Source organism: Micromonospora sp. BQ11, assembly GCF_052068135.1.
Lineage (GTDB): Bacteria > Actinomycetota > Actinomycetes > Mycobacteriales > Micromonosporaceae > Micromonospora.
In genome coordinates this window covers 322959-348386 of the sequence record NZ_JBQHDB010000005.1, presented here as the reverse complement: position 1 = coordinate 348386, position 25428 = coordinate 322959, and the positions used below count along the sequence as shown (strand labels likewise).

The 25428-nt window shown below is 73.9% G+C and carries 22 protein-coding genes; 15 read left to right on the top strand and 7 right to left on the bottom strand.

The genetic code is table 11. The features are described from left to right. Positions 1-24: 24 nt before the first annotated feature. Entirely contained in the window at positions 25-570 is a 546-nt protein-coding gene (locus ACTMSW_RS13705) for a hypothetical protein (RefSeq protein WP_441180965.1), read from the bottom strand. Positions 571-723: 153 nt separating this feature from the next. Between ACTMSW_RS13705 and ACTMSW_RS13700 the strand changes: the two genes are divergently transcribed. The 3 genes from ACTMSW_RS13700 to ACTMSW_RS13690 are packed head-to-tail and all read left to right on the top strand — an operon-like array spanning position 724 to position 4741. Continuing rightward, the gene (locus ACTMSW_RS13700; RefSeq protein WP_441180964.1) at positions 724-1848 is read left to right on the top strand and encodes a baeRF2 domain-containing protein; all 1125 of its coding nucleotides are present in this window, start codon (positions 724-726) and stop codon (positions 1846-1848) included. Further along, positions 1841-3601, top strand: a complete 1761-nt coding sequence (locus ACTMSW_RS13695; RefSeq protein WP_441180963.1) for a thiamine pyrophosphate-binding protein — start codon at positions 1841-1843, stop codon at positions 3599-3601. The genes ACTMSW_RS13700 and ACTMSW_RS13695 overlap by 8 nt, the downstream gene beginning before the upstream one ends. 51 nt (positions 3602-3652) lie before the next feature. Continuing rightward, positions 3653-4741, top strand: a complete 1089-nt coding sequence (locus ACTMSW_RS13690) for an iron-containing redox enzyme family protein (protein WP_441180962.1) — start codon at positions 3653-3655, stop codon at positions 4739-4741. A 46-nt stretch (positions 4742-4787) separates the two neighbouring features. On the opposite strand, the gene ACTMSW_RS13685 is transcribed toward ACTMSW_RS13690, so the two are convergent. Then, positions 4788-5012, bottom strand: coding sequence for a CDGSH iron-sulfur domain-containing protein (locus ACTMSW_RS13685; RefSeq protein ID WP_441180961.1), 225 nt, complete (start codon positions 5010-5012; stop codon positions 4788-4790). Between the two features lie 284 nt (positions 5013-5296). Between ACTMSW_RS13685 and ACTMSW_RS13680 the strand changes: the two genes are divergently transcribed. Together ACTMSW_RS13680 and ACTMSW_RS13675 are read left to right on the top strand one after the other, a co-directional pair. Then, complete coding sequence (locus ACTMSW_RS13680) at positions 5297-6667, top strand: hypothetical protein (RefSeq protein WP_441181064.1); 1371 nt, start codon at positions 5297-5299, stop codon at positions 6665-6667. 223 nt (positions 6668-6890) lie between these two features. Next, on the top strand, positions 6891-8030 hold the full coding sequence (locus ACTMSW_RS13675; RefSeq protein ID WP_441180960.1) for a SigB/SigF/SigG family RNA polymerase sigma factor: 1140 nt from the start codon (positions 6891-6893) through the stop codon (positions 8028-8030). A 59-nt stretch (positions 8031-8089) separates the two neighbouring features. On the opposite strand, the gene ctaD is transcribed toward ACTMSW_RS13675, so the two are convergent. From ctaD to ACTMSW_RS13655, 4 genes are all read right to left on the bottom strand, one after another. Next, positions 8090-10108: an aa3-type cytochrome oxidase subunit I gene (ctaD, locus tag ACTMSW_RS13670; RefSeq protein ID WP_441180959.1), complete on the bottom strand. Its 2019-nt coding sequence runs from the start codon at positions 10106-10108 to the stop codon at positions 8090-8092. Positions 10109-10216: 108 nt separating this feature from the next. Continuing rightward, the gene (locus ACTMSW_RS13665; protein ID WP_441180958.1) at positions 10217-10945 is read right to left on the bottom strand and encodes an STAS domain-containing protein; all 729 of its coding nucleotides are present in this window, start codon (positions 10943-10945) and stop codon (positions 10217-10219) included. Positions 10946-11672: 727 nt separating this feature from the next. Continuing rightward, positions 11673-12830, bottom strand: coding sequence for a glycosyltransferase (locus ACTMSW_RS13660; protein WP_441180957.1), 1158 nt, complete (start codon positions 12828-12830; stop codon positions 11673-11675). Positions 12831-12906: 76 nt separating this feature from the next. Further along, the gene (locus ACTMSW_RS13655; RefSeq protein WP_441181063.1) at positions 12907-13890 is read right to left on the bottom strand and encodes a glucosyl-3-phosphoglycerate synthase; all 984 of its coding nucleotides are present in this window, start codon (positions 13888-13890) and stop codon (positions 12907-12909) included. Between the two features lie 227 nt (positions 13891-14117). Here ACTMSW_RS13655 and ACTMSW_RS13650 point away from each other — a divergent pair, with 227 nt between their 5' ends. The 7 genes from ACTMSW_RS13650 (at position 14118) to ACTMSW_RS13620 (ending at position 22680) form a co-directional block, all read left to right on the top strand. Continuing rightward, positions 14118-15128, top strand: coding sequence for a Gfo/Idh/MocA family protein (locus ACTMSW_RS13650; RefSeq protein ID WP_441180956.1), 1011 nt, complete (start codon positions 14118-14120; stop codon positions 15126-15128). Beyond that, positions 15121-16209, top strand: a complete 1089-nt coding sequence (locus ACTMSW_RS13645; RefSeq protein ID WP_441180955.1) for a zinc-binding dehydrogenase — start codon at positions 15121-15123, stop codon at positions 16207-16209. Before ACTMSW_RS13650 ends, ACTMSW_RS13645 begins: the two co-directional genes overlap by 8 nt. A 34-nt stretch (positions 16210-16243) precedes the next feature. Further along, positions 16244-18001, top strand: coding sequence for an ABC transporter ATP-binding protein (locus tag ACTMSW_RS13640; RefSeq protein ID WP_441180954.1), 1758 nt, complete (start codon positions 16244-16246; stop codon positions 17999-18001). Positions 18002-18086: 85 nt separating this feature from the next. Continuing rightward, positions 18087-20378, top strand: coding sequence for an accessory Sec system translocase SecA2 (secA2, locus tag ACTMSW_RS13635; RefSeq protein WP_441180953.1), 2292 nt, complete (start codon positions 18087-18089; stop codon positions 20376-20378). Between the two features lie 184 nt (positions 20379-20562). Beyond that, a complete protein-coding gene (locus tag ACTMSW_RS13630) occupies positions 20563-21303 on the top strand; it encodes a GAF and ANTAR domain-containing protein (protein ID WP_441180952.1) in 741 nt (246 codons plus the stop codon). 73 nt (positions 21304-21376) lie between these two features. Further along, positions 21377-21874, top strand: coding sequence for a DUF2231 domain-containing protein (locus tag ACTMSW_RS13625; protein WP_441180951.1), 498 nt, complete (start codon positions 21377-21379; stop codon positions 21872-21874). A gap of 41 nt (positions 21875-21915) precedes the next feature. After that, positions 21916-22680, top strand: coding sequence for a class I SAM-dependent methyltransferase (locus tag ACTMSW_RS13620; protein ID WP_441180950.1), 765 nt, complete (start codon positions 21916-21918; stop codon positions 22678-22680). Positions 22681-22690: 10 nt separating this feature from the next. Here the strand turns inward: ACTMSW_RS13620 and ACTMSW_RS13615 are convergent, their stop codons facing one another. Next, entirely contained in the window at positions 22691-23617 is a 927-nt protein-coding gene (locus ACTMSW_RS13615) for a DUF3500 domain-containing protein (protein ID WP_441181062.1), read from the bottom strand. A 186-nt stretch (positions 23618-23803) separates the two neighbouring features. Between ACTMSW_RS13615 and ACTMSW_RS13610 the strand changes: the two genes are divergently transcribed. From ACTMSW_RS13610 to ACTMSW_RS13600, 3 genes are read left to right on the top strand one after another with little or no spacing between them, the layout of a single operon-like run. Beyond that, positions 23804-24253, top strand: coding sequence for a cysteine dioxygenase (locus ACTMSW_RS13610; protein ID WP_441180949.1), 450 nt, complete (start codon positions 23804-23806; stop codon positions 24251-24253). 32 nt (positions 24254-24285) lie between these two features. Continuing rightward, on the top strand, positions 24286-24780 hold the full coding sequence (locus tag ACTMSW_RS13605) for a rhodanese-like domain-containing protein (protein WP_441180948.1): 495 nt from the start codon (positions 24286-24288) through the stop codon (positions 24778-24780). A gap of 47 nt (positions 24781-24827) precedes the next feature. Further along, a complete protein-coding gene (locus ACTMSW_RS13600) occupies positions 24828-25394 on the top strand; it encodes a winged helix-turn-helix domain-containing protein (RefSeq protein WP_441180947.1) in 567 nt (188 codons plus the stop codon). Positions 25395-25428: the final 34 nt, after the last annotated feature.

Here is a 25428-nt window from a genome sequence, read left to right as displayed (position 1 = left end):
GGCGTTAAGCGGGGGCCCTTCCTTTCACGTCAGGGCGGAGCAGGCCGCTACGCCGGTGAGCAGGATCGCGCCCAGTACCGCCTGGAGCAGCAGCGGCGGCCCGAGGTGCGACCAGAGCGTCGCCGTACGCGGGGTGAGCAGCTGGCCGGTGGTGAGGTTGACGATCCGCTCGATCTTCGGCGGCAGGTCCGCGTCGCGCTGCCGACGAAGCGTGATCTGGACGTGGTCGGCGGGGTGCAGGGCGCTCTGCGGCAGGTGCCCGTGCAACTCGACCTCGACCAGCTGCCCAGCGGCGTCGCGCAGCCGGACCGGCGTGACCAGGTACTCCGGGCCCTTCTTGAGATCCTTGAACGTGCGTCGCCCGCCGGAGCCGGCGCCGAGCAGCGAGCGCAGCAGCGTCACCAGCAGGCCGGCCACCCCGGCGGCCACCAGCACCGCCACCAGCACCGGTTGACCGATCCGTACCTCGCGGGGATAACCGTCGAGCAGTCGGACGATCCGTCCGGTGACGATCCGTCCGGTCGGGTGCGCGATCCGCCGGTACTGCAGGTCGCTGTCCATGATCACCACCCAGGGTCGCGTCGTGTTGACCGATCGTATCGGCACTCCCGGCTGAACGACGTGAATGAACGGTGGTCACGCGGCGGGAGAAGGACCCGGGCAGCCAGGTGACATCGCCGGTCGGGTGGGTAAGCGCAGGGCCGAGCTGGAAAGGGGTCGAGCATGCAGCTGTCCTTCCTGCGCCCGCTCTACGACCGACCCGGGCCGTGGTGCTCGGTCTATCTGGATGCCTCCGCGAACACCGAGGACGCCCACCCGGCGCTGGATCTGCGCTGGCGCGCCCTGCGGGACCGACTGCAGCAGAAACGCGCCGACGAGGCGTCCATCAACGCCATCGAAGCCGTGGTCCGGGGTCACGACCCGATGGCCGGCGACTACGGCCTGGCCGTCTTCGCCAGCCACGGACGGGTGGTGCTGTCGGAGTACCTCTCGGCGCCGCCGCTGCGGGACCTGGCCGCGTTCAGCCCGCTGCCGCACGTGATGCCGATGCTCGCCCAGCGCGGCGAGCAGGTGGCCTGGGTCCGGGTGCTGACCGATCGGAAGGGCGCGGACGCGATGGCGATCAGCGCCGGAGGCGTACCCCGCCGGGCCCACGTCAGGGGACGGGAGAGCTTTCCCCTGCGCAAGCCCCAACCCGGCGGTTGGTCCCAGTCGAAGTATCAGAAGGCCGCCGAGGAGGCCTGGCACCACAACACCGGCGACGTCACCGCCGCGACGGTGGAGCTGGCCGAGAAGGTCGGCGCCGAGGTCGTCGTCGTCGCCGGGGACGTCCGGGCGACCGGGATGGTCGCCGCGCAGATGCCCGAACGCTGGCAGGACATGATGGTGCGTACCGACGCCGGGTCCCGTGCCCTGGGCGCGGACCAGACCCTTCTGGACGACATCACGGTGCAGACCATCGCGGAGGTCGCCAACCAGAAGGTCACCGCCGCACTGGACCGCTTCGGCATGCAGGAGGACGTCGGCGCCGGCCTGGACGCCGTCGTGTCCGCCCTGCAACGCAACCAGGTGGACACCATGCTGATCGTCGACGACCCGTCGGCGAACGGTGAGTTGTGGATCGGGCCGGAGCCGACCGAGATCGCCACCGACCCGGGCCAGCTCGCGGCCATGTCCGTGCCGGACCCGGCGAAGGTACGCGCCGACGCCGCCCTGGTCCGCGCGCTGGTCGGCACCGACGCCGAGCTGACCGTGCTCGGCCCGGACGAGGCGCCGGACCTGACCGACGGGGTGGGCGCCGTGCTGCGCTACGTCGACGAGTCCACGCCGGGGCGCGGCCATGGGTGAGCGCACCGTCGCCGACCTGGTGGTCGACCGGCTGCGCGCCTGGCGGGTACCGCGGGCCTTCGGCTACCCCGGCGCGGCCATCGCGCCGGTGGTCGAGGCCCTCGACGCCTCGGGCGGGGACCCGGCGTTCGTCCCCGCCCGGCACGAGGAGACCGCCTCGTTCATGGCCACCGGACACGCCAAGTTCACCGGCGGTATCGGGGTCTGCCTCGCCACCCACGGGCCCAGTGCGGTCCAGCTGCTCAACGGCCTGTACGACGCGAAGCTGGACAGCAAGCCGGTGGTGGCGATCGTCGGCGAGGACGTCTCGGGTCCACTCGGCGGTGCCCACCAGGAGATCGGCCTGAGCCGGCTGTTCGGTGACGTGTGCAACCAGTTCGTCCGGCACGGGCGGGATCCGGCGCACGTCCCGGCCCTGCTCGACCAGGCGTTCCGGACCGCCGCGGCGACCCGCAGCCCGGTCTGCGTGGTGCTGCCCATCCAGTTGCTGGAGGCACCGGCGCCCGACCTGCCGCTCCAGTCGGCCGGAGTCATCACCGCCACCCCGGGGGTGCCGCTGGCCCGGGTGCTGCCGCACGACGTGGACCTGGACGCCGCGGCGCAGGTGCTGGCCACCGGCCAGCGCGTCGCGATCCTGGTCGGGCAGGGTGGCCGGGACGCGGAGGATGAGATCATCGCGCTGGCCGACCGGCTGGGCGCCGGACTGGCCACCTCGCTGCTCGGCAAGCCGGTGCTCGACGAGCGACTGCCCTTCCACACCGGGGTGCTCGGTGAGGTGGGCACGCCCGCCGCCGCGGAGCTGATGGGCGGCTGCGACACCTTGCTGATGGTCGGCACCAACGACCCGTGGACCGACTACTACCCGATGCCCGGTCAGGTCCGCACGGTCCAGATCGACATCGACGGGCGCCGGATCGGCACCCGCTACCCGGTGGAGGTCCCGCTGATCGGTGACGCCGCCGAGACGCTGCGCGCGCTGTACGCCCGCGTTCCCGACCGGCCCAACCCGACCTGGCGGGCCACGGTGGAGAACTCCGTGGACCGGTGGCGTCTGGAGGCCGCCGACCGGGCCGCCGCGCCCGCCGAGCCGATCAACCCGCAGCTGGTGCTCCAGGAACTGTCCGTCCGGATGCCGCGCACCGGGGCCGTGGCGGTCGACGTCGGGTCGGTCCTCTACTGGTACGCCCGCCACCTGGAGCTGCCACCCGGGGTCAACGCGCAGCTCTGCGGCACCCTCGGGTCGATGGGCTGCGCCCTGCCGTACGCGGTGGCGGCCAAGCTGGCCGACCCGGCCCAGCCGGTGATCGCGCTGATCGGTGACGGTGCCATGCAGCTCAACGGCCTCGCCGAGTTGATCACCGTGTCGCGCCACTGGCAGGAGTGGCAGGACCCGCGGCTGGTGGTGCTGGTCCTCAACAACCGGGACCAGTCCGGGATGGGCGGTGGACGGCCGACGACCGACCCGTCCCGGCGCCGTCCCGACGTGCCGTACGCCGGCTGGGCCCGGCTGCTCGGGCTGCACGGCGTACGGGTGGACCGGCCCGAGCTGGTCGGCGCCGCCTGGGACGAGGCGCTGGCCGCCGACCGCCCCTGCGTGGTCGAGGCCGTCGTCGACGCGGCCGTCCCGCTCGACCCACCGGACCCGGCGTTCGCGGACCTGCGGTCCATCGTCGCCGACGGGGACGCCGCCCGACGTGTCCGCGACCGCATGCTCGCCGCCCGGACGACCGTGGAGGCGGAGGACCTCGTTTAGCCTTCCACCACCCGGGCACTGGAGATCCGCAGTCCAACGCGGGAGGTCAGTGTGCCCCAGTCCGCCGATCGCCGGTACGGTCCGGCACCCCTGCCGCAGCCCCGTGGGCCCGTGTCCGGGGCGCTGCTGACCGCCCTGCGGCAGGCGCCGCACGACCTGCCGGCCGACCTCGGGAACCGGCTCGACCCGACCGACCCGCTCACCGGCGAGGATCTCCAGCTCACCCTCTTCCTCTGCTACGAGCTGCACTACCGGGGGTGGGAGGGCGTCGACGACGACTGGGAGTGGCAGCCGTCCCTGCTGGCGCTGCGCGCGTACGCCGAAGGGCTCTTCGAGGCGGCGGTGCGCGCGCTGGTGGGGCCGCCGCCGGCGGTGCTGCCCAGCGGCGTCCCGGCGGCCCTCGCCGACGTGGTCGCCGCCGACGACGGCCCGTCCCTCGCCGGGTACCTGCAACGGCGGGCCACCCTGGCGCAGTTCCGGGAGTTCGCCACCCACCGGTCGGTCTACCACCTGCGCGAGGCCGACCCGCACTCCTGGGTCCTACCCCGGCTCGGCGGGCCGGCGAAGGCCGCGCTGGTCGAGATCCAGATGGACGAGTACGGCAACGGCCGGCTGGAGCGGATGCACGCCGAGCTGTTCCGGACGACGCTGGGCCGGCTCGGCCTGGACACCGACTACGGTGCCCACCTCGACGTGGTGCCCGCGATCACCCTCGCCACCAACAACCTCATGTCCCTGTTCGGGCTGCACCGGCGGCTGCGCGGGGCGGTGCTCGGTCACCTCGCCGCGTACGAGATGACGTCCTCGCTGCCCAACCGCCGCTACGGCAACGCGCTGCGGCGGCTCGGGTTCGACGAGGTGGCCACGCGGTTCTACGACGAGCACGTCGAGGCCGACGCGGTGCACGAGCAGATCGCCGCGTACGACATGTGCGGGGGCCTGACCCGCGTCGAGCCCGGGCTCGCCGGCGACGTGCTGTTCGGCGCGGCGGCGGCGCTCGCGGTGGACCGGCTCTTCGCGGCGCACGTGTTCGACGCCTGGTCGGCCGGACACACCTCCCTGCGTACCCCCTCCGGGGTCGCCGTGGAACCGACCGCCCCGGAGGGATCCGCCCCCGACCTGGCCGTCGCCGCGGCCTGACCGCTCCGCGGCGCCGGAGCGCGGGGCGAGGGCGGGCGCGCCGGGGTTACGACTCGCGGTCGGTGCCGGCTCGGAAGCTGATCGCCTTGTGGGTGCCGTCGCAGAAGGGCTTGAGGGCCGACTTGCCGCAGCGGCAGAGCGCCACCGTGCCCCGCCGGGCGTCGATGCGCTTACCGTCGGGCGTGACCAGGGCGAAGTCGCCCCGGACCAGCAGCGGACCGTCCTGGTACGGGGTGATGGTGGCGGCGGCGCTGGTCTCGTCTTCCTGCATGGGCGGTCATGTGCCCGTGGTCCGCCGACCGAAACCCCGGACGTCGCGCCCGGGGCCGGCAGCGGGGCCGCCAGGGTTCGGTTCGGCGCGCCGATCGGGGCCGCCCTGTCGACAACCGCCCCAGACTGGCGAAGCGCCAGAGTTCCGAGGATTACTCCCGACCGGCGTGTGATGCCCCGTTTGAACCCCATCCGGACGGGAAGCCGGGCCGCGTGGTGAGCGAACGAGGCAAGGTGGGGCCGGTGCACAAGGTGCGCAAGGGGCTCACGGCCGACGGTGCCGGTATGGCCGGCGACCGGGTCGTGGCGGTCGGCAGCGCCGCGCGGGTCCTGGTGGCGGCCACCGCTCGGGCGCTGCGCGGGGAGGACTGCGCCGACCTGGGGCACCCGGGGCCGCTGTCGCGGTTCACCGGCGCGCCCGACCCGGTGCGGCGGGCGGCGGTGACGCGGGCGGCCGGCCGGGTGGCGCTCACCATCGGGCAGACCGCCGAGGTCGACGCCGATCGGGTGGCCCGGTGGTTCGCCGACCAGTACCCCCGCGGCCGGTATCCCGGAGCACTGCTCGGGTCCCCGCACGGCGCGGTCGCCCACCTCGCGGTGGCGCTCGGCGTGCCCTGGCTGCCCACCGGCTTCGAGATGTCGGTGCACTGGGCGCAGGGCGCGGTGGACCAGCCGCGAGCCGCCCTCGACCACGGTGCCGCCCTCGCCGGCCGCCTGCTCGCCGGCAACCCTGACCTGCACGTACGGCAGGTGCACTGCCCGGCCAGCCGCGGCGCCCTGAGCGGTGCGACGGTCTCCCTCGCGGCGCGGTGGCGGTCCCTGCCGGCGGCGTACGCACGGTTCCTGGCCGACCGGCTCGAACCCGGCGCGCCCCTGCTGCTGCTGCGCGACGTACGGACCTGGCCGGTCCTGGACGACGGGTCCGGGCACAGCTTCCAGATCGGTTCCCCGGCCAGCGGGCTGGATCCGGTGGACTTCCACCCGGACAGCCACGCCCTGCGTCAGGTGCTGCGGTCCGCCGGGGGCGACGGCGCGAGCTGGGAGCCGCCGGAGGTCACCGTGCCGCGCGGCGCGGCTGAGCACGGCGTGGAGGACGGCTTCGAGGGCGACACCCGCCGGTGGGTCTCCGCGCACGGACACGCGCTGCACCGCGTGCTGGTGCCGCAGCCGTCGGCGCTGAGCGCGGCTACCGCCGACCTCTACCGGCGGTGGCTGCGCGCGGCCGGCAAGACCGGTGACCGGTTGGTGGTCGAATGCGGCCGGCTGCTCGATCCGTGGCAGGTCGTCCGGGCCGGCATGGTGCCGTACTGGTGCGAGAACGCCACCCGGCGCAGCGTGGACCAGGTGGAGTGGTGGCTCGCCGGCAGCGAGCCGTTCAGCTCCGTCGACGTGCTGCCCGAGCCCCCGGGGCTGCGCTCGCCGGCCCTGGCCGGGTTGCCGCAGTGGTTGGCCGTCGCCGGGTTCGGTCGCCGGCGGCGCGCCCTGGACCGGACCACCGCCCGGGGCTACCCGGTGACGTCGGTACCCACCCGACGTGCCACCGAGGTGTTGCGCGCCCAGCCGTACGACCTGCCGACACCGGCCCGGATGGGCGTGCCGGAGGCCCTGGAGACGCTCCGCGACACCGGCAGCCACCAGGGCCTTCTGGTCTGTTGAGACGGGGACACCGAAACATCCTCGCGAACCCGTGGTCCCGTGATTGAGTACCTACGGAGCGGGAACACCGCTGGCTGCGACGGCCTGATCACGCCGTGCAGTGCGGCGCCGTCACCCGCTGGCATCCCAGTCACGTAACCCACTTCCGGCCCGGTGCGTGGTCCGACCACGCGCACGACCGGTTTCCCAATCCGGGCGGGGGACCTTCCTGAGGGAGGCGCGGATGTTCGGACAGACCACCACAACCACACCACCGCCCACCGAGCGGGGCCTGGAGGACCTCGACGCGGCGGCGCTGGCGTACGCGGCACGGATCGAGGGCCTGCCACCGGAACGGCGGCAGGAGGCGCGGGACGACCTCGTCCGCTTCGCGCTGCCCTTCGCGGGCCGGTTGGCGCGCCGCTACCGGGGGCGGGGGGAGCCGCTGGAGGATCTGGAGCAGGTCGCCCGCCTGGGCCTGGTCAACGCCGTCGACCGGTACGACCCGGAACGGGGCTCGTTCACCGCGTACGCGGCGATCACCATCGTCGGCGAGATCAAGCGGCACTTCCGCGACCGCACCTGGGGCGTGCACGTGCCCCGCCGGCTGCGCGACCTGATCCTCGAGGTCGGACAGGCGACGGCGTCGCTGACCAGCGAGCTGTCCCGGGCGCCCACGGTCGCCGAGCTGTCCGCGCGGCTGGAGACGCCCGAGCAGGAGATCCTGGCCGCCCTGGAGTCGGCCGCCGGCTACAGCCCGGCCTCGCTCAACGCGCCCGTCGGCGGGGAGAGCTCGGCCGAGTTCGGCGACCTGGTGGGCGAATCGGACAACGCGCTGGAGTCCGTCGACGACCGGGTGACGGTCAGCGGGCTGCTGCACCGGCTGCCCTGGCGGGAACGACGGATCCTCGCCATGCGCTTCTACGGCAACCAGACCCAGGCGGAGATCGCGGCCCGGTTCGGCATCTCCCAGATGCACGTCTCCCGGCTGCTGTCCCGCGCGCTGACCTGGCTGCGGCAGGCGATGCTCGCCGACGCCCCGCCGCCCTGGCAGAACGGCACCGCGGAGACCGGCACCGCCAAGACGCGGATCTCGGTGAAGCACAACGGCGACCGGGTCCTGGTCGAGGTCGGCGGTGAGGTGGACCGCGCCGGCGCGGACCAGTTGCGCCGGGCGATGCTGGAGGCGGTCACCGGCCAGCCCGCCGAGGTGGTCGTCGACCTGGTCGGCGCGGGCGGGTTCGACGCCGGCGGCATCGCGGCGCTGATGGCGGGCCACGAGGCGGCGGCCCGGACCGGGGTGCCGCTGCGGCTGACGCGGGTCCAGCCCGCCGTCCGCCGGTCGCTCACCGCCGCCGGACTGGCCGCGGCCCGCGAGGGCTGACGACGCGACAAGGGGGCCGGCACCGCACGGTGCCGGCCCCCTTCGGCGTACGCGGACAGTCACCCCCGCGGTTCGTCACCGCCGTCGCTGTGCGGGTGCCGCCAGCGGGGCGGGCTCTCGCGCGGCCCGCGCTCGGAGTCCAGCGGGTTCGGGTTCTCCTCCTCGTCCGGCGCGTCGCTGTGCTCGAAGCTGGGCCGGCGTACGTCCTCCGGCTCCGGCACCTCCACCGGCCGGGCGCCCGACTGCGGCGCCGGCTGGAACGCGACGGCGTCACGGGCGCCACGCGCGCCTCCGGCGGCCGGCGACTCGGGCAGGTGCTCCTCTCGGTGCATCTCGTCGCGGAATCCCTGCGGCGGCTTGGTGGTGCGCTGCGGCAGGTCGCGGCCGAGGTCGGCCACGAGCGGGCCGTACTTGGCGTCGAACGCAGGCCGCTCGGAGCGGATCCGGGGCATCCGGTCGAAGTTGCGCAGCGGGGGCGGGCAGGTGGTGGCCCACTCCAGGGAGTTGCCGAAACCCCAGGGGTCGTCCACGTTGACCATCGCCCCGTAGCGCCACGACTTCCAGGCGTTCCAGATGAAGAACAGGGTGGACACGCCGAGGATGAAGGCGAAGATGCTGGAGGTCGTGTTCAGCGCCGTGAAGCCGTCGGTGGGCAGGTAGTCGGAGTACCGGCGGGGGAAACCCTCGCTGCCCAGCCAGTGGTGCACCAGGAAGGTGCCGTGGAAGCCGATGAACATGGTCCAGAAGTGGACCTTGCCGAGCCGCTCGTCGAGCAGTCGACCGGTCATCTTCGGCCACCAGAAGTAGAAGCCGCCGAAGAGGGCGAACACCACGGTGCCGAAGACCACGTAGTGGAAGTGCGCCACCACGAAGTACGTGTCGTGCGTGTGGAAGTCGACCGGCGGACTGGCCAGCAGCACCCCGGTGAGCCCGCCGAGCAGGAAGGTGACCAGGAAGCCGATGGCGAACAGCATCGGTGTCTCGAAGGTGATCTGCCCCTTCCACATCGTGCCGATCCAGTTGAAGAACTTGACCCCGGTGGGCACCGCGATGAGGTAGCTCAGGATGCTGAAGAACGGCAGCAGCACCTGGCCGGTGGCGAACATGTGGTGCGCCCAGACCGTCATCGACAGCACCGTGATCGCGATGGTGGCCAGCACCAGACCGGTGTAGCCGAAGATCGGCTTGCGGGAGAAGACCGGGATGATCTCGGTGATGATGCCGAAGAACGGCAGCGCGATGATGTAGACCTCGGGATGCCCGAAGAACCAGAACAGGTGCTGCCAGAGCATCGGTCCACCGGTCGCCGGGTCGAAGACGTGCGCGTTGAGCAACCGATCCGCCGACAGGGCCAGCAGCGCCGCGGCCAGCAGCGGGAAGACCAGGATCACCAGGACGCTGGTGAAGAGCATGTTCCAGGTGAAGATCGGCATCCGGAACAGCGTCATGCCGGGTGCCCGCAGGGTCAGGATGGTGGTGATCAGGTTGACCGCACCGAGGATGGTCCCGAGGCCGGAGATCACCAGCCCGACGACCCACATGTTCGCCCCGACGCCGGGGGAGTGCTCCTGGCTGCTCAACGGGGTGTACGCGGTCCACCCGAAGTCGGCCGATCCTCCCGGCGTCGCGAAACCGCCGACCACCATCAGCCCGCCGAACAGGTAGAGCCAGTACGCCAGGGCGTTGAGCCGGGGGAACGACACGTCCGGCGCGCCGATCTGGATCGGCACGATGTAGTTGGCGAAGCCGAACGCGGCCGGGGTGGCGAAGAGCAGCAGCATCACCGCGCCGTGCGAGGTGAAGAGCTGGTTGTACTGCTCGGCGGAGAGGATCTGCAGGCCGGGGCGGGCCAGCTCGGCGCGGATCAGCATCGCCTCGATCCCGGCCAGGACGAAGAAGGCGAATGAGGTGAGCAGGTAGAGCAGGCCGATCTGCTTGTGGTCGGTGGTGGCGAGGAACCTGAGCAGTTTCCCGCCCGGTGTTGCGGGCCGGAGGGGTCCTGGATAGCCACCGAAGCGCGCCGGTGCCAGGATGGCCGGACCTCGGTCGCGCGGTTCCGTCGTGACCTCTTTGGCCATGAAAGTTTTCACCCCGCCGTGATGACAGAAAGGACGGGCGCGACTACCCGCCCCTCCGACCATGAAACCAGGCGAGAGAGCCCATTCAGGCTAGAGCGGTAATTTCGGTCAGTTAGCCGGGAGTACCGCCCAGACGACCTTGCCGTCCCCGGCCGGTCCGCTGCCCCAGCGCTGCGCCAGCTCCCGGACGAGCATCAGGCCGCGACCGCCCTCGGCGCGCAGGTCCGGCACCATCACACGGGCGCCGGCCCGGCTGCCGTCCAGCACCGCCAGCTGCAGGTACGGGCGGCGCAGGGTGAGCGTCACCTGCATCGGGGTGCCGGCGTGCCGGACCACGTTGCCGACCAGCTCGCTGAGCACGAGCGACGCCGGACCGACCGCCTCCGGCAGGTTCCAGCGCCCGCACGCGTCGCCCACCAGCTCCCGGGCCCGCCGGCAGGCGCCGGCCACCGGCTCCAGGCGCGCCCGCAGGCGCGGCACGGCGGCGGCGTTCGCGACGAGGGTCGCCTCGGCGCAGTCCCGACGCACCGGCACGACCCGGCAGGCGGTCGACTCCGCCAGCCACACGGCGGCGTCCGGCGGTGGGGAGCAGAGCACCACGGGGACCCCCGGCCAGTCCGCGGCCTGGCGCGCGGTGGCGGCGAAGACCGACAGCGCCAGCCGGTCGCGCACCGTGACGTCGGCGAGATCGACCACCAGGGCGTCGGGCTGGGTGGACAGGCACCGGTCCAGAGCGGTGTGCACCGTACGCATGGTGCCCAGGTCGAGGCCGCCGTGGAGCCGTACGACGGTCACCGGTGACCAGTCGCGCACCTCGCAGGTGATCCGGCTCGGCATCGCAAGCCCCCGTTTCGGTTCGTCGGGAACCTGGGACCTACCCGAGGGCGAGGACGGTCAAACCGGACGCCGGCGCGGAGGCGACGCACGTCACGGTGGGTGTCGCCGCCATCACCGGCCCCCGCGCCGGCCGGTCGCGCTCCCACCGAGCGCCATCCGCACCGACCTGACGTGACCGCATCCACCGCCGGGTCCGCGCTCCGCGCCCGGCGCCCCGCGCCCCGCGCCCCGCGCCCCGCGCCCCGCGCCCCGCGCCCCGCGCCCCGCGCCAAGATCATCGCATCTTCATTGAAGTAGGGGTATCCCCAGCGCGCCGATGCCCCTCCTTCAATGGAGGCGAGTGGATCAGGCACCGGTGGAGGCGCGGGGAGCGAGGCCCAAACTCGTGATGTCTGTCAGACATATTTATGTCGCACAGACATCACGGGTCTGCGTGGCCATCCCCCTAGCCGGCTGGGCGGGGCTACATGGACGGCGCCCGGGCGGAATGAGCGAACCGCCCCGGCGGGCCGATCGGGCGGACTTCCAGGCCAGGCGGATTATCGGGCCAGCGGACCGCCGGGCCGGGCGGGCTGCCGGGACGGCCGAGCCGGCCGGGTCTGCGGGACGGGCGGGTCCAGCGGGACGGGAGGATCAGGCGGGACCGGCGATCCGGGATCGTCGCGCGGCTTCCGTACCGGACCGGCCCGCCGTGACGGCGGACCGGCCCGGTACGGGACGACGCGGCTCAGACGGGTTGCAGGCGCGGTGCCGCCGCGACCGTCCGGACCCGCTCGTAGAGCGCCACGTACCGCTCCGCCATCACCGCCGGGGTGAACCGCACGGCGGCCTCCCGGCGGCACTCGTCCGGGTCCAGCAGGCTGGCGGCCAGCAGCAGGTCACCAAGCTCGTCCTCGTCGGTGGTGAGCAGGCCGGTGCGGCCGTGCTCGATCAGCTCCGGCAGGCAGCCCCGCGCGGTCGCCACCACCGGCGTCCCGAGCGCCAGCGACTCCACCACGGCGGTGCCGCCGGGCTCCTCCCACCGCAGCGGGAACAGCGACGCCCGGGCACCGGCCAGCAGGTCGTCGCGCTCCTGCCCGGCGACCGTCCCGACCCACCGGACCCGGTCGCCGTCGACGTGCGGCGCGACCTCGTCGTAGAAGAACCGCACGTCCGGGTTCTGCCGCGCCTCGTCGCCGGCCGCGGCCAGGTCCTCCGGCCGGTGGTATGGCCCGACCGGACCGGCCAGCACCAGCGGGACCCCGACGCGCTGGGCGAGCCGCGCGCCGACGTCCTGCCCCTTGCCGGGGTTGATCCGCCCCAGGATGATCAGGTAGTCGCCCTTGTCCGCCCGGGGCCGCCGGTCCGCGTCGACGGCGAGGGGGGTGGACAGGTGCACGTGCCCCACCGAGTGGTCCCGCAGCGCCTGCGGCGCCCGGGCCAGCTGTGAGGCGGAGACCCCGTTGACCCGGACCCGGTCACCGCCGTCGAGGTTGCCGTAGAGCTCCGGGTGCTTGGCCAGGTCCCAGTGCAGCGTGTGCAGAGCCGGCGGTGCGTCCGGACCCATCGCGGCGAGCGTGGCCAGGCCGACGGCCTCGACGTGGTCGTGCACGAGGTCGATGTCGTCGCGGGAGTGCAGGGCCCGCACCACCCCGCCGAGATGCGCCTGGGCGATGCCGCAGACCTGGTTGTACGGCCGTTGCAGGGCGTGGAACTGGCCGTCGGGGAAGACCGAGAACTTCTCGTCGACCGGCAGGGTGCTGCTCTCCACGGAGGCCAGCACGACCTTCACGCCCAGTCGGCGCAGCTCCGGCACCAGGGTGGCGATGACGTTCTCGATACCGCCGTAGCCGGGCGGCGGCACGGACAACCACGGACCGGCGTTCATCAGGACGGTGAGGCTCATCGTGCCGGGTTCCTTCCCTCGGCGGGCCGCCGGGGCGCCCGCACTCCACCATCGACCGGTCGGTGCGACCGGGTCCTCACGCCGCGGCCACCCGGCGCCGCGGCACCCGGTGCCGCAGTTCCGCCAGCGGCGGACGCTCCTCGATCGACACGTCGCTGACGACGATCTCCCGGTCGAGGTTGGGCAGCGCGTCGGAGCCACCCCGTCGGAACTGCGTCAGCAGCGCGGCCGGCATGGCACCGGGAGCCGCCCAGCCCCGCCGCTGCAACCGCGACCAGGCGGTGTGCATGATCTGGGCCGACATCCGGCCCAGCGCCGCCGTGTCCTGGTGGCGGTGCTTGCGCTCGCCCAGGTCCACCTGGGCCAGCGCGTCCAGCCCGACCATCTCGAGCAGGTCGATGAGCATCGCCGTCTCGACGCCGTAACCGGAGACGAACGGCACCTGCGCCAGCACCTCGCGGCGGCCGGCGTACTCACCGGCGAGCGGCTGCACGAAGCCCGCCAGTTCGGGCCAGAACAGGTTGAGCAGCGGACGGGCCATGAGCTCGGTCACTCGACCGCCGCCGTCGGCCTCCACGCTGGTCGCACCCACCAGCGGGCGGTGGTAGAAGCCCTTCACGAAGTCCACCGACGGGTCGGTGAGCAGCGGGCCGATCAGCCCGGTGACGAAGTGCGGACGGAACTCCCGAAGGTCGGCGTCGACGAACGCGACGATGTCTCCTTCGGCCGCCGCGAGGCCCGCCCAGAGAGCGTCCCCCTTGCCGTTGAGCCGGGGCAGGCCCCGGGTCATCGCGTCCTGACTCACCACCTCGGCGCCCGCGGCACGGGCCACCTCGGCCGTGCGGTCGTCGGACCGCGAGTCCACCACGATCAACTCGTCGACGAGCGACACCCGGTCCATCAGGTGCTCACGGATCGTCGACACGATCGCGCCGACCGTGGCTTCCTCGTTGCGCGCCGGCAGCACCACGCTGACCCGGCTGTCACCCTTGGCACGCATCAGTCGCCGCGCCGGCCAGTCGGCCGCCGACGTCGTCCGGTAGGTGGCCCACGCCTCCACCACCGGCGAGACCGTCGTTTCCGTATTCCGCACAGGCACCCCCTGATCGTGGGCGGAAAAACCAGAGTTGGTTTTCCCACTACCCTGCTCGCGCTAACCGGGTAGGGGCTAACAGCTTGATCACACCTGGGGCACCAGGGCGTTCCCGGGGGGGTGAACGTTTGATTGCGCCCACGCCGGGGGAGTGCTGACGCCGAGAACATGAAACTGTGGCGAGAGGGTCGTACATGCGCACGTGCCGGATTGGGCTGGTAGGGGCCGGTGGGGTGGCGCAACGCCATGCTCGCGTGTTGGGCGGTTTCGATGACGTCGAGGTGCTCGGGGTGACCGACGTCGTGCCGGACGCGGCGGCGGAGCTGGCGGGCGCGCACGGCGCCCGGACCTTCTCCGATGTCGAGGAGTTGCTGGCCGCGGGGCCGGACGCGGTGTACGTCTGCGTGCCCCCGTTCGCGCACGGCCCGGCCGAGGAGGCGGTGATCGCCGCCGGTGTGCCGATGTTCGTGGAGAAGCCGGTCGCGGTGGACCTCGCCACCGCCGAACGGATCGGTGACCTGGTGGCCCGGCGGGGCCTGCTGACCGGGGTCGGACACCACTGGCGGTACTCGCCGCTGGTCGACCGGGCCCGGGAACTGCTCGCCGACCGTCCGATCCGGATGGTCAGCGGCGCGTGGCTGGACAAGGTGCCCCCGGTGGCCTGGTGGTCGCAGCGGGACCGCTCGGGCGGACCGGTCGTCGAGCAGGCCGCCCACGTACTGGACCTGATCCGGCTGCTGGCCGGCGAGGTGGCCGAGGTCACCGCGTACGGTGACGGGACGCCGCCGCCGGTCGACGGCGCCGACATCGACTCGGTGACCACCGCGGCGCTGCGGTTCGCCGGTGGCGCGGTCGGCACCCTCAGTGCGGCGTGCGTGCTGGGCTGGAAGCACCGGGCCGGGCTGGAGATCCTCGCCGACGGGCTGGCCCTGTCGCTGGCCGAGGACGGCCTCGTGGTGCGCGACGCCGAGGGGGAGCGCCGGTTCGACGCCGACCCGGACGCGGCGCGGGTGGCCGTGGACCGGGCGTTCGTCGACGCGGTCCGCGGGATCGGCGACGACGTGCGCGTCCCGTACGCCGAGGCGCTGGCCACCCAGCGGCTCGCCCTCGCGGTCGCCGACTCGGCCCGCTCCGGGCGCACCGTCCGCCTGGACGCCCCGGGCGTCGCGCCGGCCGTCACCACGGGGGTGACCGTCGATGCGTGACACGGTCGTGGTGGTCAGCGGCCCGGGCCGGGTCGAACTGGTCGAGCAGGACGCCGGCGAGGTGCCCGAGGGCGGCTTCCGGGTCGAGACGCTGCACAGCGGTGTCTCCGCCGGCACCGAGCTGAGCTTCGTCAAGGGCACCAACCCCTACCTGAACGTGACCTGGAACGCCGACCTCGGCCTGTTTCAGCCGGGCGAGGCGAGCACCCCGTACCCGGTGACCCGGCTCGGCTACATGCAGGTCGGACGGGTGGTGGAGAGCCGTACCCCGGCGGTGGCGGTGGGCACCGTCGGTGCCATGACCTACGGCCACCGCACCGGCTACGTGGCGGACCCGGTGAAGGAGCGGTTCGTGCCGCTGCCCGAGGACCTGGACCCGCTGCTCGGCGTGTACGTCGCGCACATGGGTCCGATCTGCGCCAACGGCGTCCTGCACGCCGCCGCCGACCTGTGCGGGACCGACGTGCGCTCCCTCGGCGACGGGGTGCGCGGCCGGCGGGTCGCGGTGGTCGGCAGCGGCGTGGTGGCGCTGCTCACCGCCCTGTTCGCCCAGCGGCACGGTGCCGCCTCGGTGGTGGTGCTCGACCCGACGCCGCAGCGCCGGGCGGTCGCCGAGGCGCTGGGCCTGGAGACCCTGGACCCGGAGGCCGACGACCCGGCGGTGGTCCTCAAGACCCGCTGGAACCACGCCGCCGGCGACCGGGGAGCGGACGTGGTGTTCCAGTGCCGGGGGCAGGCGTGGGCGCTCCAGCTGGCGCTGCGACTGCTGCGTCCCCAGGGCACGGTGGTCGACCTGGCCTTCTACCAGGACGGCGCCGACGCGGTGCGTCTCGGCGAGGAGTTCCACCACAACGGCCTGTCGCTGCGCTGTGCCCAGATCGGGCGGGTGCCGCGCGGGCTCGCGCCGACCTGGGACCGGGAACGGCTCTCCGCCGAGACCATCGACCTGCTCCGGGTCCACGGCGAGGCGATCCGCAAGCACCTGGTGTCGGCGGTCGTACCGTTCGAGGAGGCCCCCGCGCTCCTGACCGACCTGGCCGAACGCCGCCGGCAGGAGCTCCAGGTGGTCTTCACCCCCTGATCCGCCCTCGCGCCCGGCGGCTACCGTTCCCCGCATGAGCGCCGAGGAGAACCGGCGGGTCGGCCTGCCCGCCCTGCTGCCGTACCTGCGCGCCCACCGCGGCACCCTCGCCGTGGTGGGCGCGCTGTCGTTGCTCGGTGCGGCGGCGTCGCTGGCGCAGCCGCTGCTGACCCGTTCGGTCCTCGACGGGGTCACCGCCGCCCGTCCGGTGGCCGGCCTCGTCACCGTGCTGGTCGGCCTCGTGGTGGTCGCCGCGGTGGTCGGCGGGCTCCGGGACTACCTGCTCCAGCGCACCGCCGAGGGTGTGGTGCTGGGCACCCGGCGGCGCCTGGCCGGGCACCTCCTGCGCCTGCCGATCGCCGAGTACGACCAGCGCCGCACCGGTGACCTGCTGTCCCGGGTCGGCTCGGACACCACCCTGCTGCGGGCGGTGGTGACCTCCGGCCTGTTCGAGGTGGTCACCGGAGCGGTGATGGTGGTCGGCGCGGCCGGCGCGATGGTGCTGCTCGACCCGGTGCTGTTCGGCGTGACCCTGCTCGGGGTGGCCGCCGGCGTCGGCTTCGCGGTCACCGTCGCCCGCCGGGTACGCGACCTGGCCCGCGCCGCGCAGGAGCGCATCGGCGACATGACCTCGACCGTGGAGCGGGCGATCTCGGCGGCCCGGACCATCCGCGCCGCCCGCGCCGAGCGGCGCGAGGCCGACACGGTCGGGGCCAGCGCCGAGGCGGCGTACACGGCGGGTCTGCGGGTGGCCCGGGTCCAGGCGGTCGTCGGGCCGGTGAGCACGGTGACCATCCAGAGCGCCTTCCTGCTGGTGCTCGGCCTCGGCGGGGCCCGGGTGGCGTCCGGCGCGATCACCGTCGGCGACCTGGTCGCGTTCATCATGTTCCTGTTCTTCCTGGTGCTGCCGCTGGGGCAGGCGGTGCACGCGTACACCCAGTTGCAGACCGGCCTCGGCGCGCTCCAGCGGATCGAGGAGGTCCTGGAGATCCCCGCGGAGGGGGCCGCCGACCGGGCCGGGCCGACGGTGACCGTGGACCGGGCAGCGGCCGGCGGGCCGGTACCCATGATCGAGTTCGACCGCGTCGGCTTCGGCTACCCCGGCGGGCCACCGGTGCTGCACGAGGTGAGCTTCGCCGTTCCGGCCGGCACCCGGACCGCCCTGGTCGGCCCCTCGGGCGCCGGCAAGTCCACCCTGCTGGCCCTCGTCGAGCGCTTCTACGAGGTCACCGCCGGCGCGCTGCGCGTCGACGGAATCGACGTGCGGGACCTGCCCCGCGACGCGCTGCGGGCCCGCCTCGGCTACGTCGAGCAGGAGGCGCCCGTCCTGGCCGGCACGCTCCGGGAGAACCTGCTGATCACCGCGCCGGCGGCCACCGACGACCAGCTGCGTGCCGTGCTCGACGAGGTCAACCTCGGCCACCTGGCCGAGCGCGCCGCCGAGGGCCTGGACGTGCAGGTGGGGGAGGGCGGCGTGCTGCTCTCCGGCGGCGAGCGGCAGCGACTCGCCATCGCCCGGACCCTGCTGGCCGGCCCGCCGGTGCTGCTGCTCGACGAGCCGACCAGCAACCTCGACGCCCGCAACGAGGCGGCGCTGCGCCGCGCGATCGACGCCGTGGCCGTCCGCCGGACCTTGTTGATCGTGGCGCACCGGCTCTCCACCGTCGTGGACGCCGACCAGATCGTGGTGCTCGACGGCGGCCGGGTGGTCGCCGCCGGCACCCACGACCAGTTGACCACCACCAGCCCCCTGTACCGGGAACTCGCCGCCCACCAGCTCCTCGTCGGCTGAGCCCCGGCCCGCGGGGCGACACCCCGGCGCGGCGACCGCCGACCGGGACGCGGCGGGTGCGTCCGGTCGCGTACCGTTGCCGCTCATGGGTGTGTCGCAACGGTTGAAGACCAGGTTCCGGCGCTTCCTCCAGCGCCCGGGCACGACGGTGGATCTGGGTCCGCTGGAGAAGCTGCTGCCGGCCATCGAGGCGCGCGAGGACGAGCTGGCGGCGCTCGACGACGTCGAGCTGACCGAGGCCGCCGGCCGCGCCGAGGGCTACACGGAGATCTGCGCGATCGGCCGCGAGGCCGCCCGACGCGCCCTCGACCAGCGGCCGTACGACGTGCAGCTGCTCGGCGCGATGGCGCTGCTGTCGGGCAAGGTCGCCGAGATGGCCACCGGTGAGGGCAAGACGCTCACCGCCGTCGTCGCCGCGTACGGGCACGTGCGGGTCGGCAACGGCCCGGTGCACGTGCTCACCGTCAACGACTACCTGGCCCGCCGCGACGCCCAGTGGATGGAACCGGTCTACACCCTGCTCGGCCTCACCGTGGGCTGGGTCAACGAGGCCTCCACCCCGCAGGAGCGGCGCGACGCGTACGCCTGCGACGTCACCTACGTCTCGGTCAGCGAGGCCGGGTTCGACTACCTGCGTGACCAGCTGGTCACCGACATTGAGGACCGGGTGCAGCCGCCGCTGCGCACCGCGATCGTGGACGAGGCCGACTCCATCCTGATCGACGAGGCTCGGGTGCCGATGGTCCTGGCCGGCGCGGTGCCGGGCGAGCAGGACCCGGTCCACGCCGCCGCCGCCCTGGTGCGCGGGCTGCGCAAGGGCAAGCACTACACGGTCGCCGAGGACGGGCGCAGCGTGGCCTTCACGTCGACCGGCCTGGCCACCGTCGAGGCCAAGCTCGGCATCGACCTGTACGACGAGGAGCACGTCGCCCAGCTCTCCGCGGTGAACGTGGCGCTGCACGCACACGCCCTGCTGCACCGCGACGTCGACTACATCGTGCGGGACGGCTCGGTCGAGCTGATCGACGAGATGCGGGGGCGGGTCGCCCAGCGCCGTCGCTGGCCCGACGGGCTCCAGGCGGCGGTCGAGGCCAAGGAGGGCCTGGACGCCACCGCCGAGGGCGAGGTGCTCGGCACGATCGCCGTGCAGGCGTACATCGGGCTGTACCCCACGGTGTGCGGCATGACCGCGACCGCGGTGCTGGTGGGCGACCAGCTGCGGGAGTTCTTCGGCCTGGAGGTGGCGGTCATCCCGCCGAACACCCCCTGCATCCGCGAGGACGAGCAGGACCGCATCTACGCCACCCGGGCGGAGAAGGAGGAGGCGCTGGTCGACGAGATCAAGCGCAACCACGACCGGGGTCGCCCGGTGCTGGTCGGCACCCTCGACGTCAAGGAGTCCGAGAGCCTCGCCGCCGCCCTGAGCTCCGCCGGGGTGCCCTGCGTGGTGCTCAACGCCAAGAACGACGACGAGGAGGCGGCGATCATCGCCGAGGCGGGCGCGTACGGCGCCGTCACCGTCTCCACCCAGATGGCCGGCCGGGGCGTGGACATCCGGCTCGGCGGCAGCGACCAGGCCGACCACGACCGGGTGGCCGAGCTGGACGGCCTCTACGTGATCGGCAGCGGCCGGCACGACAGCCGCCGGGTCGACGACCAGCTCCGCGGGCGCGCCGGTCGCCAGGGCGACCCGGGCGGCTCGGTGTTCTTCGTCAGCCTGGAGGACGACCTGGTCGCCCGGCACGCGGGCGACACCGTCCCGGCGTCGCCCCGGATGAACGCCGACGGTCTGGTCACCGACCCGCAGGTGGACTACGCCGTCGAGCACGCCCAGCGGGTCGCCGAGGGCGTCAACCACGAGATCCACCGCAACACGTGGCGGTACAGCGTGGTGATCGAGCAGCAGCGCAAGGCCCTCGCGGAGCGCCGCGAGCGGCTGCTCACCACCGACGTGGCCGCGCTGATGCTGCTGGACCGGGTGCCGGAGAAGGCCGGCGAGATGGACGAGGACCTGCTGGCGCGGGTGGCCCGGTCGATCGCGCTGCACCACCTGGACCGGCTCTGGGCGGAGCACCTCGCCGAGCTGTCCGAGGTGCGCGAGGGCGTTCACCTGCGGGCGCTGGGCCGGCTGGACCCGCTGGACGAGTTCCACCGGTCGGCGGTGCCGGCGTTCAACAACCTGGTCCCGGAGATCGAGCGGCGGACCATCGAGACCTTCACCTCCAGCGAGTTCGACGAGGACTGGGAGCCGGACCAGGCGCAGCTGGCGCGTCCCAGCGCCACCTGGACGTACCTGGTGCACGACAACCCGTTCGGCTCGGAGCTGGACCGGCTCATCGCGTCGGTCGGCCGGCGGCTCACCGCCGCGTCCCGCTGACCTGTCGGCGGCCCCTTCCGGCACGCACCGGTGCGGGAAGGGGCCCCCTTTGCGCCGTTTCGACCCCAGTTCGCGGGGGTAGTAGGGCGGGTCGGAGAATCGGGAGAGTGCAGAGGATGGGACGGGTGACGACACCGGTCGGGCGCGCGGCGACGCGGGCGGGTACGGCGGGAGCTGTGGACCGGTGAACCTCGACACGCGGGACCCGGTGGTGGAGACGCTGGGCGTGCTGGAGACGGCCGCCCTGCTGCGGGAGTTGACCGCCGGCCTGATCGCCGTCGGTGACTTCGACGAGGCGCTCAGCGCCCTGGTCCGGATCGCGCGGGACGCGGTGGCCGGGGTCAGTTGGTGCGGCTTCACCGCCCTGCGGGCCGGTGAGCCGGCCGGCGTGGCGGCGTCGGACGCCCGGCTGGCCGGGCTCGACGACCTGCGCCACGGGCCGGACTCACCGGCCATGGAGGCGATCCGCCGCCGCGAGATGATCCTCTCCGAGAACCTCACCCGGGAGACGCGCTGGCCGGCGTGGACCGGCCGGGCCCGCGAGTTCGGCGTGCAAGGGGTGATCTCCGCGCCGGTCGACGTCGACGAGCAGGTGATCGGGGCGATCAACCTGTACGCCGGCGCCACCGACGTGCTCACCCCGCAGCACCAGCTGACCGCGATGCTCCTCGCCGAGCACGCCGGCCTGCTGCTGGCGGCCGTGCGGGACCGGGCCCGGGTGGCGGCGCAGGTCGGGGACCGGGACGCGACGCTGCTCTCCGAGGGCGTCGTCGGGCAGGCCGTCGGTGTGATCATGACGCAGCGCGGCTGCCCGCCGGAGGAGGCCCTCCAGGTGCTGCGCAGCGCCGCGGAATCGCTCTCCATCCCGCTGCGGGAGGTGGCGGAGCGGCTGGTCAGCACGGTGTCGCGGCCCCGGGACTCCTGAGCGTGTCGTTTCGTCCCGGTGGCGCCCGGGTAGCACCCTGGACTGGCGACCTGAGCCGACCTGGGGGAATGCGATGGAGAGCCGACTGCGGGTGCAGGGCCATCCGATCCAACCGATGCTGGTGACGTTCCCGTTCGGGCTCTTCGTGAGCGCGACGGTGTTCGACCTGACCGACGTGATCGGGGGGCCGGCCTTCCTCGGCGAGGTGGGTTACTGGACGTCGGTGGCCGCGCTGGTGGCCGCCGCCCTCACCACGGTCGCCGGGATGGTGGACCTGTGGGACTCCCCGGGTGACGCCACCCGCCGCACGGCGGTGACCTTCAACCTGGTGAACGCGGCGATGGCCGGGCTGTTCCTGGTGGCCTGCCTGGTCCGGGCGGACGCCCCGCAGCGCGGTGCCGACGCCGTGCTGCTCGCCACCGAGCTGGTCGCGCTGGCCGTCGGCGCGGTCGGGGTGCGGCTGGGCGCCCGGCTGATGCGACAGTTCGACTCCCGGCGGCGGGCCGAGGCGGGCACCTTCGAGGTGCTCGGTGGCGTCGGCGGCTCGACCGCGGAGATCGTCCGGCGGTAACTCCGTTGCCGGTCGTCGCGGCGGTCGGCGAGGCTGCGGGGGTGGAACGCGAATCCGACGTCGACGCCCTGATCGCCGAGGGGGCCGCCGCGCCGGTGGACGGCTGGGCGTTCGACTGGCTCGCCGGCCGGGCGGCCGAGGAACGCCCGCCCTGGGGGTACGCGCGCCGCGTCGCCACCCGGATGGCGGCCGCCCGTGCGGCGCTGGACGTGGACACGGGCGGGGGAGAGGTCCTCGCGGAGCTGCCGCAGTCGCCGCCGCTGCTCGTGGCCACCGAGGGCTGGCCGCCCAACGTGACCGTCGCGGCCCGTACGCTGCGTCCCGTCGGAGGTCGCGTCGTCGCGGTCACGCCCGGAGCGCCGCTACCGTTCCGGGACGCCGCGTTCGACCTGGTGGTGAGCCGGCACCCGGTCCGCACCGACTGGGCCGAGACCGCGCGGGTGCTGCGACCGGGCGGGACCTTCCTGTCCCAGCAGATCGGCCCGGGGACCGTACGGGAACTCAGTGAGGCGATCCTCGGTCCGCTGCCGCCACCCGCCGACCGGCACCCCGAGCGGGCCGTGGCCGACGCGGAGGCGGCCGGGCTGCGGGTGGTGGACCTGCGGGAGGCCACCCTGCGCACGGTGTTCCACGACGTCGCGGCGGTGGTCTGGTTCCTGCGCAAGGTGGTGTGGACCGTTCCCGGCTTCACCGTCGAGCGGCACCGTCCCGCGCTGGTACGCCTGCACGACCGCATCCGGGCCGAGGGGCCGTTCGTGGCCCACGCCCGCCGCTTCCTCGTCGAGGCGATCCGGCCCGCCGACTGAGCGGAACCGGTCAGCCGTGCGCCCGCGCGTGGTGGGCGGCGAGCACGTCCGCGCCGAAGTCGCTCGCCGGCCGGCGCAGCACCGTGTGCGCGTGGTTACCGTCGTCGGTGGTGTTGTCGTACTCGACCAGCAGGTCGTCGCCCTGCACCCGGTAGTAGTGGCGCTGGCCGGGACGGGTGGAGCCGGCCCAGGCGAAGTGCAGCTGTCCGCCGTCGAGCCGCTGCGCCTCGTGCTGGGCCAGGGCCGGTGGCAGGCGTTCCAGGTACGCCGCGACGAGCTGGCCGACGAGGGCCCGCGCGCCCGGCCCGAGCCGGTCGGTCGCCACGCCGAGCGGTTCCAGCGGGCCGTCGACGCGAGGCCGGGTCGCGCTGACGATGTCGGCCGGCGCCTCGTCGGCGATGATCGCGGCGGCACGACCGGCCGGTCCCATCGCGTCCAGCATGGCGCGCCCCAGGTCCTCCTCGACGCCGAGCGGGCGCAGGACGGGACGACCGGCGTACCGGACGGCGGCCGGGTTGGCCCCGAAGAACACCGGCGCGGGGGAGACCTGGTCGTCGACCACCGTCATGCTCACCGACAGGTGGTGCCCCTCCACACGCCACGCCCAGGCGTCGTCCCGGTCGGGGTCACCGAAGACGGCCACCGAGTAGTCGTCGCTGTGTCGCCCCCTGCGCCACCCCTCGGCCCGGTCCAGCACCTCCTCCAGCGCGACGATCGCCATCGCCTGCGCGTACGCCGTCGGGCTGAGGGCGGTGGCCAGCAGCCGGTGGGCGGCCTTGCGCGCGGCGCGGTCGAGGTCGGCGAGGCACACTCCGGGCCGGGGACGCGGCCGGTACTCCAGCCAGCGCCGGGCGGCGTCGTCGTCGAACCGGTGCGCCACACGGGTGCGCTCCGGTTCGTCCAAAGCGGCGAGCAGGGCCGAGCCGGCGGCGCGCATCTGCTCGGGTACGGGATCCTCCACCGCCTTTGTATACCGGTCCGGGCTCCGGCGCGCCGGGGAGTCGCCGCGCGTTCGCCGCGGGCCGCCTCCGTCCCAGCATCCAGGATTACCTACTAAACCTATAGGCTTAGGCGTCTAAGCTCGGGGGCGGACCTGCCGCCGCACGGACGGGAACCTCTCCGCATGCACACTCCCGAGCCCGACCTGCTCGCCGTCGCCCGTCGGTGGACCGACCCCGCGGCCTGGCCGTCGCCCCTGCGGTACGACCCCGACCAGCGCTGGTACGCCCGACTCGCCACCGGCGCCGACCACGAGGTGTGGGCGCTGAGCTGGCTGCCGGGTCAGGGCACCGACCTGCACGACCACGGCGGCTCCGCGGGGGCGTTCCTCGTCGTCGCCGGGGTGCTGACCGAGGAGACGGTCGGTGCCGGCCGGCTCCGCCCGCAGCGCCTCGCCGCCGGCGTGGGGCGCCGGTTCGGGCCCCGGCACGTGCACGTGGTGACCAACCGCGACGCCGTCCCGGCGGTCAGCGTCCACGTGTACCGGCCCGCGCTGCGCCGGATGACCCGCTACCTGCTCGCCGACGGTCGACTCCGGGTCGCCGAGGTGGCCGAGGCCGGCGTGGCCTGGTGAAACACTCCCGCCCGACTCCGGAAGGACCACCGATGTCCCTGATCGACACCCCGGCGACCGCCCGTCCCACCACCCCGCCACCGGGATCCCGGGGCATCGACGAGATCCTGGCCGCCGCCCGGGCCCGGCTGGACCGGCTCGACCCCGAGCGGGCGCACGTCGCGTACCGCCGCGGTGCGCTGCTGGTGGACATCCGTCCGGCCGCCCAGCGGGCCGCGCACGGGACGGTGCCAGGGTCCCTCGCCGTCGAGCGCAACGTGCTGGAGTGGCGCTTCGACCCCCGCTGTCCCGCCCGGCTGCCGCTCGCCGTCTCCTACGACCTGCCGATCGTCGTCCTCTGTCAGGAGGGCTACACGTCGTCGTTGGCCGCCGCCGCCCTGCGGGACCTCGGCCTGCACCGGGCCACCGACGTCGTCGGCGGTTTCGCCGCGTGGCGGATCGCCGGCCTGCCCACCCTCGGCCCCACGCCGCCGCACCGTCCGTCCACCCTCGCGCCACCGGTGACCGCCGGCCGGCGCTCACGCTGACCGCCGCGCTTCACCGGGCGCGGCGGCACCCGCCGCAGGAGGTCGCCATGTCCGTCGTCGCCATCCCCGTCCGCCCGCGCCTCGCCGAGGTCCGGCAGCGGGAGGCCCACCCGCCCGCGCTCGCGCCGGCCGGCACCGGCCGTCCGCTGTCGACGTCGACGTCGACGCTCACCATCACCGTCGACCTCGCCCCCGGCCCGGTGAGCCCCCGGCTGGCGCGGCTGTTGGACCTGCTCGGCGAGCTTGCCGAGACGGGGGAGGGCCGGCTGCGACCGGCCACCGGGGCGGGCGTCCCGCCCCGGCCCGCCGATCCGGAGGCGGTGACGATCCTGGCCGGCGTCCGGGTCGTCCGCCAGGGCGGGCGGGTGGTCCCGCTCACCCGGATGGAGTACGACCTGCTGCTGTTCCTCGCCCAACGACCGCACCGGGTCTTCACCCGGCTGCAACTCCTGACCAGTGTCTGGGGGTACGAGCACGCCACCGCCCGCACGGTCGACGTGCACGTCCGGCGGCTGCGCGCCAAGCTCGGCGGCCTGCCCGTGGTGACGACGGTCTACGGGGTCGGCTACCGCCTCGCCGACGAGGCGCGCATCGACATCGACCACGACCACTGACCGTTCCTCGTGTCGCCCGTCCCGCGCTCGGGAC

Excerpts from the sequence above, each read along its gene's own strand:
- ACTMSW_RS13700 (WP_441180964.1), top strand. The coding sequence starts at position 724 with ATGCAGCTGTCCTTCCTGCGCCCGCTCTACGACCGACCCGGGCCGTGG.
- ACTMSW_RS13695 (WP_441180963.1), top strand. The coding sequence starts at position 1,841 with ATGGGTGAGCGCACCGTCGCCGACCTGGTGGTCGACCGGCTGCGCGCC.
- ACTMSW_RS13685 (WP_441180961.1), bottom strand. The coding sequence starts at position 5,012 with ATGCAGGAAGACGAGACCAGCGCCGCCGCCACCATCACCCCGTACCAG.
- ACTMSW_RS13680 (WP_441181064.1), top strand. The coding sequence starts at position 5,297 with ATGGCCGGCGACCGGGTCGTGGCGGTCGGCAGCGCCGCGCGGGTCCTG.
- ACTMSW_RS13675 (WP_441180960.1), top strand. The coding sequence starts at position 6,891 with ATGTTCGGACAGACCACCACAACCACACCACCGCCCACCGAGCGGGGC.
- ctaD (WP_441180959.1), bottom strand. The coding sequence starts at position 10,108 with ATGGCCAAAGAGGTCACGACGGAACCGCGCGACCGAGGTCCGGCCATC.
- ACTMSW_RS13665 (WP_441180958.1), bottom strand. The coding sequence starts at position 10,945 with ATGCCGAGCCGGATCACCTGCGAGGTGCGCGACTGGTCACCGGTGACC.
- ACTMSW_RS13660 (WP_441180957.1), bottom strand. The coding sequence starts at position 12,830 with ATGAGCCTCACCGTCCTGATGAACGCCGGTCCGTGGTTGTCCGTGCCG.
- ACTMSW_RS13650 (WP_441180956.1), top strand. The coding sequence starts at position 14,118 with ATGCGCACGTGCCGGATTGGGCTGGTAGGGGCCGGTGGGGTGGCGCAA.
- ACTMSW_RS13645 (WP_441180955.1), top strand. The coding sequence starts at position 15,121 with ATGCGTGACACGGTCGTGGTGGTCAGCGGCCCGGGCCGGGTCGAACTG.
- ACTMSW_RS13640 (WP_441180954.1), top strand. The coding sequence starts at position 16,244 with ATGAGCGCCGAGGAGAACCGGCGGGTCGGCCTGCCCGCCCTGCTGCCG.
- secA2 (WP_441180953.1), top strand. The coding sequence starts at position 18,087 with ATGGGTGTGTCGCAACGGTTGAAGACCAGGTTCCGGCGCTTCCTCCAG.
- ACTMSW_RS13625 (WP_441180951.1), top strand. The coding sequence starts at position 21,377 with ATGGAGAGCCGACTGCGGGTGCAGGGCCATCCGATCCAACCGATGCTG.
- ACTMSW_RS13615 (WP_441181062.1), bottom strand. The coding sequence starts at position 23,617 with ATGCGCGCCGCCGGCTCGGCCCTGCTCGCCGCTTTGGACGAACCGGAG.
- ACTMSW_RS13610 (WP_441180949.1), top strand. The coding sequence starts at position 23,804 with ATGCACACTCCCGAGCCCGACCTGCTCGCCGTCGCCCGTCGGTGGACC.
- ACTMSW_RS13605 (WP_441180948.1), top strand. The coding sequence starts at position 24,286 with ATGTCCCTGATCGACACCCCGGCGACCGCCCGTCCCACCACCCCGCCA.
- ACTMSW_RS13600 (WP_441180947.1), top strand. The coding sequence starts at position 24,828 with ATGTCCGTCGTCGCCATCCCCGTCCGCCCGCGCCTCGCCGAGGTCCGG.